This is a genomic window from Streptomyces sp. NPDC096046 (genome assembly GCF_040303285.1).
In the GTDB taxonomy this organism is placed as follows: Bacteria; Actinomycetota; Actinomycetes; order Streptomycetales; family Streptomycetaceae; genus Streptomyces.
This window is the reverse complement of sequence record NZ_JBEOSZ010000097.1, coordinates 1-11,310: the sequence shown is the minus strand read 5'-3', so window position 1 is coordinate 11,310 and position 11,310 is coordinate 1. Positions and strand designations below refer to the sequence as shown.

General features: G+C 69.2%; 8 protein-coding genes and 4 pseudogenes. 8 read left to right on the top strand and 4 right to left on the bottom strand.

Annotated elements, in window-relative coordinates:
• The first annotated feature begins 441 nt into the window (after positions 1–441).
• The 4 genes and pseudogenes from ABTX62_RS37510 to ABTX62_RS37495 all read left to right on the top strand — a co-directional run.
• Positions 442–663 carry a DUF8691 family protein gene (locus tag ABTX62_RS37510; RefSeq protein ID WP_352120371.1) on the top strand — a complete coding sequence of 74 codons (222 nt, stop codon included), beginning with the start codon at positions 442–444 and terminating at the stop codon, positions 661–663.
• Positions 664–722: 59 nt separating this feature from the next.
• Positions 723–1,028 carry a DNA ligase-like domain-containing protein gene (locus ABTX62_RS37505; RefSeq protein ID WP_352120370.1) on the top strand — a complete coding sequence of 102 codons (306 nt, stop codon included), beginning with the start codon at positions 723–725 and terminating at the stop codon, positions 1,026–1,028.
• Positions 1,029–1,106: 78 nt separating this feature from the next.
• Positions 1,107–2,231, top strand: a pseudogene (locus ABTX62_RS37500) (tyrosine-type recombinase/integrase).
• A pseudogene (locus ABTX62_RS37495) lies at positions 2,228–2,561 on the top strand (helix-turn-helix domain-containing protein); the annotation flags it as partial. The pseudogenes ABTX62_RS37500 and ABTX62_RS37495, both read left to right, overlap by 4 nt.
• Positions 2,562–3,599: 1,038 nt before the next feature.
• Here ABTX62_RS37495 and ABTX62_RS37490 read toward each other — a convergent pair.
• From ABTX62_RS37490 to ABTX62_RS37480, 3 genes are all read right to left on the bottom strand, one after another.
• A complete protein-coding gene (locus ABTX62_RS37490; RefSeq protein WP_352120369.1) occupies positions 3,600–3,956 on the bottom strand; it encodes a hypothetical protein in 357 nt (118 codons plus the stop codon).
• A gap of 45 nt (positions 3,957–4,001) precedes the next feature.
• Positions 4,002–4,760: a hypothetical protein gene (locus ABTX62_RS37485; protein WP_352120368.1), complete on the bottom strand. Its 759-nt coding sequence runs from the start codon at positions 4,758–4,760 to the stop codon at positions 4,002–4,004.
• Between the two features lie 264 nt (positions 4,761–5,024).
• A complete protein-coding gene (locus ABTX62_RS37480; protein WP_352120367.1) occupies positions 5,025–5,891 on the bottom strand; it encodes a LysR family transcriptional regulator in 867 nt (288 codons plus the stop codon).
• Between the two features lie 201 nt (positions 5,892–6,092).
• On the opposite strand from ABTX62_RS37480, the gene ABTX62_RS37475 reads away from it, so the two are divergent.
• From ABTX62_RS37475 to ABTX62_RS37460, 4 genes and pseudogenes are all read left to right on the top strand, one after another.
• Entirely contained in the window at positions 6,093–7,538 is a 1,446-nt protein-coding gene (locus tag ABTX62_RS37475; protein WP_352120366.1) for an amidohydrolase family protein, read from the top strand.
• A gap of 2 nt (positions 7,539–7,540) precedes the next feature.
• Complete coding sequence (locus ABTX62_RS37470) at positions 7,541–8,524, top strand: fumarylacetoacetate hydrolase family protein (protein ID WP_352120365.1); 984 nt, start codon at positions 7,541–7,543, stop codon at positions 8,522–8,524.
• Positions 8,521–9,483 (top strand): MBL fold metallo-hydrolase, encoded by a 963-nt coding sequence (locus ABTX62_RS37465; RefSeq protein WP_352120364.1) that lies wholly within the window; start codon positions 8,521–8,523, stop codon positions 9,481–9,483. Before ABTX62_RS37470 ends, ABTX62_RS37465 begins: the two co-directional genes overlap by 4 nt.
• A 61-nt stretch (positions 9,484–9,544) precedes the next feature.
• Positions 9,545–9,736: pseudogene (locus tag ABTX62_RS37460) on the top strand (CoA-transferase); the annotation flags it as partial.
• A gap of 40 nt (positions 9,737–9,776) precedes the next feature.
• On the opposite strand, the pseudogene ABTX62_RS37455 reads toward ABTX62_RS37460, so the two are convergent.
• Positions 9,777–11,061 (bottom strand): annotated as a pseudogene (locus ABTX62_RS37455) (IS256 family transposase).
• Positions 11,062–11,310 lie beyond the last annotated feature (249 nt).

The following is an 11,310-nucleotide window of genomic DNA, read 5'->3' as shown; positions in this document are numbered from 1 at the left end:
GGCACCCGAAACCTCCCGGGGAGCGACGACACAACACGCCACCACTTCCACCGATTCACCGGCCCTATGTCTGACCAGCGAAAACACCGCCCTCAGATTCGGAACGACAACAGCTACTAACGCCCGAGTCGAGCCGTCGTTGGACAGCGCGACTCCATATGCCGGGCCCCGGGGATGTCATGGCTGATCCCCCGGGGCCCGTGGTGGGCCGACTCAGGGGCGATTTCTCCGGCCGTCGCGCGCCTGATCGCCGCCGCCCACCATCCGCACCCAACCGCCTGGGCCCTCCAGCGGCCGGGCAGCGCGGAGGCGGCGCCGACGCGCAACACAGCCGCCAGGCTTATCACCCCCACAGGGTGAGGCTGGGCGGCAGGCCGGGGCTGAGGATCGCAGGGTAAGGGCGTAGCCCGCCTTCCCAGGCCACCTGCGGGAGAGCAGCTCATGCGCTACGAGATCCGCGTAGACGGACACCTGTCGGAGACCCTGGCCAGGGCCTTTCCGGAGATGGAGCACGTAGTGATGTCCGGCCAGACCGTGCTGCTCGGCCAGGTCATCGACGAGGCGCACCTATTCGGCCTGCTGGCCCGCTGCCAGTCGCTGGGCCTGCGGGTTCTGGAGATGCGCCAGCTGCCGCAGCCCTGGATCGAAAACACCGCCACCTGACCGAGGGCGGGTCGTAGCAAACACGGCAGCATAGGCGTGCTGTGTGGAAGGGATCCGGTGTGACATGGACACTGCCGGAGCCGATGCTGAGCACTCCCGTGCCCGGGCCTGATCTGCGGCCGGGCTGGGCGGGGGAGCCGAAGTGGGACGGGTTCCGGGCGCTGGTGTCCGCGGGCAGGCTCGCCTTCGAGCAGCTGCAGAACCGGCTTCAGCGGCGCGGCACTGCCGCGGCCCGGGCGGCGGGCGAGTGGCCGGCCCACTTCGTTACTGGAGTACGCACGGGTTCCGGCCTGATGTCCGAGGGCATCAACAAGGGAAGTCAGCAGGTGGGCGACCCTTGTTCGAGGCGTCCCACGACGGCGTGAGATTTCCGCAATCACTCGCAGATTCCAGGGGCGGCGCTCGTAATCTGCGGGTTCATGGGGGAATTCGAAACCCGTTCCCTGTCCCCTGCAAGTGAGCCGACCGGTCTGGCGGAGGTCCTCTCTCCACACCTATCGGCCGAGTCGCTCGGGGCAGCGGGATGAGCGGTCCTACTTCTTCGACACGCTGGCCGAGTACCAGTGGGCGAGGGACGCGGCTGGGCTGATGCCAGCGTCGATCGATCAGCTGATCAAGCCCGTAATCGAGTGTGCGAGCACTACGACATCGTGCCGTGGCAGCTCACGCCTGCGGCGTTGGTCCGGTATTTCGCCGGGCCGGGCAAGCGAGCCCGCTCAACGGTCCGCGCCAAAATCAGCAAGATCGACGCGTACTTCGCGTTCCTGGAGCAGAGGTACGCCGGGGAGATCCACCGGCTGTTCGGCACGATGGTGGAGTCTCCGGTCGACCCGTTCAACCGGCCGCGCCACCGAGGCGACTTTGGGCTGCGGGTACCGCCCTCACAACGGGCGATGCGGGAATTCTTCGCCGCGTGGCGGAATGCGCTCCCTCGGACCCGCAAGGAGGCGGTGGCGTGCCGCGACTACGTGATGGCGAAGATCGCCTACCTGTCGGGGGTTCGGGCCTCGGAGCTTTGTGGCGTGGCGGTCGGGGATGTGCACTGGGAGTCCGGGAGTTGGGGCCGGTTCGTTGTCCAGGACAAGGGCGCGCGGGGGTCTGGGCCCCGGCCTCGGGAGGCGTTCCTGTTCGAGGAAGGGCGCGAGCTGCTGTAGTGGTACGTGGAGGAGGTCCGCGGTCTGTTCCGGGACGACCCGGAGCACATCGCGGCGCCTTTGTTTCCCTCCGAGCGGCTGCCGAAGCCGGTGGCCGCGCTGAACATGCCCATCGCCCCCGCGGTGGTCCCGGCGACCTTCCGTCGGGCGTTGAAGACAGCGTCACGGCTATATCTGCCCGGGCCGGTGGCCGAGCTGTTCCCGCATCTGCTGCGGCACGCGTGCGCCACCCACAACTACGAGCGCGGGATGACGTTGTGGGAGGTACAGCGGCTACTCGGGCACGTCTGGACGACTACGACGGTGAATTACCTGGCGACGGCTCAGGCCGATCCGGAGCACGCGGACCGCTGGCGGCAGTCGGCGGCGCGAGCCGGGCAGCGGCTGGTCGCGGATAGTGGGAGTTTGCGGTGAAGTGGAATCTGCGCTGGGCGGCTGCTAAACGCGACATCTGGCGGCTGGTCGATCTGCAGGCGACTTTCGCGAAGGTGGGATTCACGCCGTCGCTGAGCAAGGTCGCCGCGCTTTGGGGCGGAACCCCGGTGACGGTGCGGCTGGACGACCTCGACAAAATCTGCGCAGCACTGGAATGCAGCGTGGCCGACCTTATGGAGGCCGAGCCCATGGCTGCCACACAGAACCTGGAGGAGCCGAACCGGGCGGTGAGCGGCGAGCCGGGTCCGGCACGACCAGTGCCGCGGCGGGAGGGTCCACGCCGGTGGTCCAAACAGCGCCCCGGCCAGGCACTTTGTGCGCGATGCCGTCGGATCCGGCATGTGGATGGCGACGGCCTATGCCGCCCGTGCGTGATCGCGGTGCGCGAGGAGGTCAGGTGCGGGATCGATGCGGTTCCCGGGCCCGACTCAACTGCACCTGTACATGCCGGGACTCGGTCGGCACGAAGCACGGAACCTCCCGCGCCCGCGCGGCGCAGCCAGCCCCTCCCTCGGGCCGCACAAGGTGCGACGGCTGATCGATGACCCGCGGATCTGCCCGGCGGCAATCCGCGGGCAACAGACACTCTTTCCCATCCGGCGGCGTTTTGAGCGTGCGCACGCCCGGCGGATCAGCGCCCGGACGTGGCCCGAGGAAGCAGTCCTGTACGCCCTCGCCGAACAGCGAGCAGCGAAGGCAGGTCTGGCAGCGAACTGGCCCTACATGGTGATGCGGCTGATCCGGTGCGTATTGGCGATCCGGGATGCCGAGGGCGAGGCGTTGATTGCACCGGAGGTGCTCGACCAGGTACGGCTGCCGCTAAAGGAGACCGCGGCCGAGATTCTCGCCCAGGCCGAGATGCTGCGGCCCCGCACGGTTCCGCCGCCCGCCGCGTGGCCGGTCGGGGCATGCACGGACTGCGGGAGCTGGGGAATCACCACGGCCCGGTGCGGCGGCTGCGGCGAGTGGCGGCACAACCCCGACCTCTACCCGCCGGGCGAGTGTCCGCGCTGCTACAGGGACGGCCTGCCTCTGCACAAGGAGGGTCTGTGCCGCGGCTGCTTGACCTACGTGCGGGAATGCGGCGCGGAGCTGGCCGCGGTGTCCTTCACCCAGCTCGCCTTCGCCGGGGTGCTGGCACACCAGCTCAAGCGGCGGGCCGGGGAGCTGGGGTTCGTCGTGCACAAGCGGTCCGGCCCCGTCAGCCGCGCACGTGATCGAGCCCGGGCGACGCTGACTAGGGAGCAGGTGACATCGGCGCCGATGGATCCGGGGCAACTGGTCCTGTTCACCATGCCCCGTACCTGGCAGCGCGAGCCGCACGCCGCCACCACTGCCTTGTGCCTGCTACCGGATCCTGCGCAGAAGGTGTTGGACGCGTTCACCGCCGGCTATCCGAAATCCTGGATCGCCGACAAGGGCAGCGTGGTGGGCGGTGCGGCACTGGTCCTGCATACCCTGCTGGCCCGGGTGGGCCCGCACGCGCCGATTCCTGAGCGGGATGTCCGCTCCCTGGCCGCGACCGTGGCGGCCGGCACCGCCGCGACCCGCAGCGTGATCTCTTTCCTCGACGGCCAGGCCCTGCTGGAAGAGGACGAACTCTCCGAGTATCCAGCCCAGCTGCTTACCGACGCCCAGCGCCAGGTCCAGACTCGCATCCCAGACCTGGGTGCGGAGCGGCAGGATCGCCACGACGAACGACACCTGTACGAGCGGATCGCGCAGTTACCCGAACCGATGGCCGACCAGCTACGGACCTGGGTACGCGTCATGCGGGGCCGCGGCCGATTCCAGCATCCCCCGGCCGGCTACCGGCGCATCCGGCACTATCTGCGCATCGCTTGGCCCGCCCTGACCTCCTGGGCCACTGCCGGGCAGGATTTGCGGCAGATCACCGCCGACGACGTCCGGGCCGAACTCGCCCGGCACCGGGGCAACGTGACTCGCGGACTGCTCAGCGTACTGCGTAGCATTTTCCGCGCCCTGAAGCAGGAGCAGCTGATCTTCCGCAATCCCACCGTCGGGATTCAGGCGTCCGCCGGAGTCCACCTGCCGCTGCCGTTGTCCAGCGACCGCCTGGCCGGGGCCCTGAACCGGCTGGACAGCCCCGCAGCGCGACTCGTTGTCGGCCTGGTCGCGATCCACGCCGTGCGTGCCGTCGAGGTCGCCCGCCTCGACTTGGCCGATGCAGACCTGGCCCGGCAGACGCTGGCGGTCCACCGCAGTAAGCACACCCACACCGTCTACCTCGACGACCTGAGCGTCCGCCTCGTGACCGACTGGCTGCGCGAACGCAGACGCCGCTGGCCCCAGGCCACCAACCCGCATCTGATCATCACCACCCACTCCTATCGGCATCCGGCATCGCCGCAGCTCAGCTACTGTGCCCTGCGGGCCGCCTTCGACCAGATCGGACTGCTGCCCCGGCAGGTGTGGGCCGACCGCATCCTGTACGAGGCGCAGGAGACCGCCGACCCGGTCCATCTCGTCCGGCTCTTCGGTATCCACCCCAACATCGCGGTCAAATACGTAAACGCCGCGCACCCTGACAAGGCCCTGCCAAGGATCCGTTGGCCATCGAAACCGATCACTGCCTCGGCTGCCGCTCGCCGAGGAGCCGGACATCTACTGACTCTGCCCCCATATCGGCACGGGAATCCGTTGCAGCCTGCCATCACGACGGGGGACGGCATTGTTGGATCCCTGCGCCACGTCCTCGGAACCGGCTACAGCACTGGTTGGATGAAGAATCCCGCGGATCTTCTGGCCGACTTACCGAGCTCCGCCGAGAAGGCGCGTGGCGTGGCGGACGGCGGCGATGGCGTGGCGGTCGTCGGTTGCGCGGGTGGCGACGGCGATCTCCACGGGCGGTCCGTCGAGCGGGACGAACCGGACGTCCGGGTGTGGGTAGAAGCGTCCGGCGGCTTCGGCGTGCAGGGCTATGCGGCCGGTTGTCGCCACGGCTCCCGGTATGGCGGCGGGGTGGCGCAGGGCGCCGCGGTTGTGGGACCCGTCGGAGGCGGGGCCGGACCATGCTTCGAGCGCGGGATGGGCGAGCGCGGTGGGCAGCCACGGGCTGTCACCGAGGTCGGCCTCGGTCAGACGGTCGGCGTCGGCGAAAGGGGAGCGGGCCGGGACGACCACGACTCGGGGCATGGTCAGGGCGTGCTCGAAGACGAGCCCGTCGACGGGGCCGACGTACTGGACGATGCCCACGTCAACCCGGTGGCTGCGGACCGCTTCGTACTGGTCGGCCAGGTCCAGTTCGGCGTAGGAGAAGGTGATGTCCGGATCGTGGCCGTGCACCGCCGCGGTCAGGTCCGGCCAGCGTTCGCCGAGTCCGAATCCCAGGACGCCCAACGTGAGGAGCTTGTCGTCGGCGGTGTGGCGGCCGTGGTGTTCGGTGAGGGAGTCCACGGTGTCGAGCAGGGCTCGGGCCTCGGCGATCAGCCGCTCGCCCGCCGGGGTGAGGGCCACCCGGCGGCTGGTGCGTTCGAACAGCTTGGCGCCCAGTTCCCGTTCCAGCCGCTGGATGTGGCGGCCGAAGGGCTGGGGGCTGATGTAGTGCCGCCGCGCGGCCCTGCCGAAGTGCAGTTCCTCCGCCAGTGTCACCGCGAAGCGGAGCGCCCGGATGTCCATGCCTGTGCCTCCGTGCCTCCCGCTCCGTACCGCCCGCACTGCCGGTGCTTCCGTTTACGTCAGAGGAGACCGAGCCGTCAACACCTCGGTCACGGCCGGTTCACAACCATTTCGGCTGATGATCCCCGGCTTCCTTCTCTGGTGAGGTGAGTCCACGGGAGGCACTGCCTCTGTGGCTCGGATGACGAAGGAGTCATCATCATGGCTCGGCATCGCGTTGTACTGCGCGGCGGCACCGTCCTCACCATGGATCCGCGTCTGGGGAACCTGCCCCGCGGCGACGTGCTGATCGAGGACGGTGTGATCGCCGCGGTGGCACCGGACCTCTTCGTCGAGGAGGCGGAGACGGTGGACGTCACGGAGCACATCGTGGCGCCCGGCATGATCGACACCCACCGGCACACCTGGCAGACGCAGCTGCGCACCCTGTGCGCCGACTGGACCCTGGCGGACTACCTGTTCGGCATCCGGCTCGGCGTCTCACCGGCCTACCTCGCCGAGGACGTTCACCTGGGCAATCACCTCGGCGCCCTGGACGCCCTGAATTCCGGCGTCACCACGATCCTGGACTTTTCGCACTGCAACAACACGCCCGAGCACGCCGACGCCGCGATCACCGGGCTGCGGGACGCGGGGATCCGCGCGGTCTTCGGGTACGGCTTCTTCGAGTCGAACCCGCTCCAGCCGCCGCACTTCACCGATCACGCCTTGCGCCTGGCGGACTTCCGGCGCGTCGCCGACACCCACTTCCCGAGCCGGGACGCGCTGCTGACCCTCGGGGTGGCGCTCACCGAGTACGGCACGCGGCCGTTCGACACCACCCGCGCCGAGATCGCCGCCGCCCGCGAACACGACGCTCTGATCGTCACACATACCGGCTGCGTGTGGTCACTGCCGAGCGGCGTGCGCGAGTTCGCCGCGGCGGGCCTGCTCGGACCGGACCAGGTCCACGTGCACTGCAACACCCTCACCGACGAGGAGTGGCGTCTGCTGGCCGACCACGGCGCCAAGCTGTCGATCTCGGTGGAGACCGAACTCAACATGGGCATGGGCCGCCCCGCCTTCGCAGCCGCCCGCCGGCATGGCATCAAACCGACTCTGTCCTGCGACGTCGTCTCCCTCAATACCGGCGACCTGTTCACCCAGACGCGCATGGGCCTGGCCTTCCAACGCTGGGCCGACACCGAGGACCTCAACCTCGCCGGCGGGGACCCCACCTCGGTGACCGTCACCGCGCAGGAGGCGCTGGCCTGGACCACCGTCAACGCGGCCGAGGCGATCGGACTCGATCACCGCATCGGCAGCCTCACCCCCGGCAAGCAGGCCGACATCATCGTGACCGGCGGCCTCGGCATGTCCCAGCACCCGCATCTCGACCCGGCCGGCACCCTCGTCTTCCAGACCACCCCCGCCGACGTCCGCCACGTCCTGGTCGCAGGCCGCTTCGCCAAGCGCGACGGCCGGCTCACCGGCACTGATCTTCCGGCCCTGCTCGCACGGGCGGACGCCTCGGCCGAAACAGTCCTCGGCCGGCTCGCCGGTGCCGGGCGCCCCTTGCCCGGCACCCCGCCGGAAGCATGGGGCTTCATTGCCAGCATGTCGTCGGAACTCCAGGCGGCTCCGGAACACCAGCAGTCCGGAAAGTGATCATGCGCTTCGTCACCTACATCGAAAGCGACGGCGACCGCGTCGGCGTACTCGACGCCGACGACCTCGTCCACACGCTGCCACCCGGTATCCGTCTCATCGACCTGCTCGACGACCCGCAGCGACTGCACAGCGCGGCGGACAACGCGCTGCGCGATCCCCGTGCCGTGCACCGCTACGCCTCGCTCAGGCTGCGGGCGCCGATTCCCCAGCCGCCGACCGTGCGGGATTTCATGACCTTCGAGAGTCACGTCGAGGGCGTGGCCAGGCTGGGCGGACCGGAGGCAGGCCCGCCCGAGCAGTGGTACGAGGCGCCGGCCTTCTACTTCACCAACCCCTACGCCATCCAGGGCCCGCAGGAGAACGTGCGCATCCCGCCGGGCTGCACGCGCTTCGACTTCGAACTGGAGGTCGCCGCCGTGATCGGTCAAGGCGGCCGGGACCTGAGCGTCGACGAGGCCGAGTCCCACATCGCCGGATACGTGCTGATGAACGACTGGTCCGCGCGCGACCTGCAATTCGCGGAAATGCAGGTGCGCCTCGGCCCCGCCAAGGGCAAGGACAGCGCCACCACGCTCGGCCCGGTGTTCGTCACCCCCGACGAACTGGAGCCCTACCGGGCGGGCAACGCCTACAACCTGAGGATGACGGCGGCCGTCAACGGCACCGTCGTCGGCGAGGACGTATGGAGCAACATGGCCTTCAGCTACGCCCAGATGATCGCCTACGCCTCGCGGGGCACCGAGATCCGCACCGGCGACATCCTCGGCTCCGGGACCTGCGGCGGCGGCTGCCTGGCCGAACTGTGGGGACGCCATGGGCTCGACGCCCACCCTCCCCTAGCCCCGGGAGACACCGTCACCCTGAGCGTCGAGCACCTGGGCACCCAGACCTGCCGCGTGACCGAGCGTGCCGAGCGCCCCGTCGGCGATCTGCGGGCCACTTCGCACCCGCACGCCCTCGCACCCGACGGAGGCCGCCGATGACCCCCGCCCAGAGTCCGGCACCGGACGCGGCAGGCACCGCGGGCACCGCAGGTACCGCCCACGCCGTGGCCCCGGGTGTGTACGCCTGGATACAGCACGACGGGTCCTGGTGGATCAACAATGCCGGGTTCGTCGTCACCGACGACCACGCCGTCCTCATCGACACCTGCGCCACCGAGAACCGCACCCGGGACCTGCTGGACGCCGTCGGCCGGGCGGCACCGGGCACACCGATCCGCTACCTGGTCAACACCCACCTGCACGGCGACCACACCCACGGCAACAGCCTGCTGCCCCGCACCACGGTGGTCATCGCGCACGAAGCCACCCGCGAAGGCATCCTGACCGACACCGTCATCGACGGCTGCCCACCGATCTGGCAGCCCGTGCCCGACTGGGGCGCGGTTACCCGGCGCGCCCCAGATCTCACCATCCGCACAGCACTCACCCTGCACAGCGACAGCCATCCGATCGAACTGCTCCACCCCGGCCACCCCGCGCACACCGGCGGTGACCTGATCGCTTGGCTCCCCGAACAAAGGGTGCTGTTCGCCGGAGACCTGCTCTTCCACGGCGTCACCCCGCTGGTGTTCATGGGCTCCCTGGACGGCGCCCTGCGCTCCCTGGACTGGATCGCCTCCTTCGCACCCGGGCACGTGGTGCCGGGCCACGGCCCCGTCATCGACGCACACGCCCTGCCGGCGGTGCTCGACCAGCACCGTGCGTACTACCGACTCGTACACACCACCGCCCAGGCCGGCCTGCGCGACGGCCTCACACCCCTGCAAGCGGCGCGCACCTGCCGCCTCGGCTCCTTCGCCGACCTGCCCGACGCGGAGCGCATCGTCCTCAACCTGCACCGCGCCTACGCCGACACCACCGGCCACCCCTTCGACCTGCCCCAGGCATTCACCGACGCAATCACCTACAACTCAGGCCCCCTGCACACCCAGGTCTGACCAGCGTCGGCCCACCTCACGAAACGCGCAATTGCCCCGCCACCACCTGCAAAGGCTGCACGTGAACAAAGTCCGCGACACCGCCGCCGAGGCGGTCGCCGACATCTCCGACGGCGCCTCACTGGCCGTCGGCGGCTTCGGCCTCAGCGGCGTCCCCGACGTCCTCATCCGCGCCCTCTACACACAAGGCGCGGGCGGGCTGCGGATCGTCTCCCACAACTGCGGCGTGGACGGCCGCGGCCTCGGTGTCCTGCGGGTCTGTGTAGCGAACGGTGGAACTCGGTCGGATTTCTTCAGCGGCGGCCGGCGGTGAGCCGGCCGTCGAAGGCGATGTCGAAGGCGTGCAGGGCGGCTTTCCAGCGCATGGTCCAGCGTTTGCGTCCGGTGCCGGTCGGGTCCAGGCTCATCACGGCCAGGTAGACGCATTTGAGGGCGGCCTGCTCCGTGGGGAAGTGCCCGCGGGCGCGAACGGCCTTGCGGATCCTCGCGTTGATCGACTCGATCGCGTTGGTCGTACACACGATCTTGCGGATCTCCACATCGAACTGGAGGAACGGACGAACTCGGCCCAGGAGTTCTCCCACAGTCGCACGATCGCCGGGTACTTCTTCCCCCAGACCTCGGTGAACTCCACGAACCGCTCCAGCGCAGCTTCCTCGGTCGGTGCGGTATAGACCGGCCGCAGCGCCTTGGCGACCTTCTCCCAGTCCTGGCGGGCCGCGTAACGGAACGACGCCCTCAGCAGATGGACGACACAGGTCTGCACGATCGCCGCAGGCCAGACGGCATTCACCGCGTCCGGCAGCCCGGACAGTCCGTCGCAGACGAGCATCAGCACATCCGCCGCGCCGCGATTCTTGATCTCGGTCAGGACCTGCATCCAGTACTTGGCGCCCTCGCCGCCGTCACCGACCCACAGGCCCAGGATGTCGCGGTGGCCATCGGCGGTGACCGCGACCGCCATGTACACCGGCCTGTTGGCGACCTGCCCGTCCCTGACCTTCACGTTCACGCAGTCGATGAAGACCACCGGGTAGACCGCGTCCAGCGGACGGTTCTGCCATTCGGCCATGCCGGCCAGGACCCTGTCGGTGATCGCGGAGATCGTCGACTTCGACACCTCCGCGCCGTACACCTCGGCCAGATGCGCGGAGATCTCCCCGTGGGTCAGCCCCTTGGCGGACAGAGACAGGACCATCTCGTCCACCCCGCCCAGCCGCCGCTGCCGCTTCTTCACCAGCTGCGGCTCGAAGGTGCCCGCCCGGTCCCGAGGCACCTCGATCCCGACCGGACCGACTTCGGTCACCACCGTCTTCGCCCGATGCCCGTTGCGGTAGTTCTCCCGACCGCCGTCGGCCCGCTCACCATGCTCGTGGCCCAGGTGGGCGGTGAGCTCGCCCTCCAACGCGGACTCCAGGACCGCTTGGTCAGCTGCTGCAGCAGCCCGCCCTCACCGGTCAGGCCCACCCCGCCGGCCCGGGCCCGCTTCATCAGCTCGCTCAACAGCGCGTCGTCCGCAGCCTCGATGGCATCCACAGGGGTCTCACCAGTCTCGGCGTCACTCGTCACGTCAGTCATCAACTGTCGCTTCCAGCTCGGGAGTTAAACCGCTCACCGTACAGACCCTGCCCTGCTCGCCGCCGGCCGGATCACCCGCGTCACCGGCTCCTAGGGTACGTTTCACAAGTGGATCTTGATGTGTCAAGATCCACTTGTGAAACGTACCCTAGGAGCAATGCCGCTGACTTTGGGGTGAGTTGCTTGTAGCTTGTGGCCGGGAGGGGTGCTGGTGCCACGGGCTGGGCAGGTGAAGCCGCCGGTTGAGGA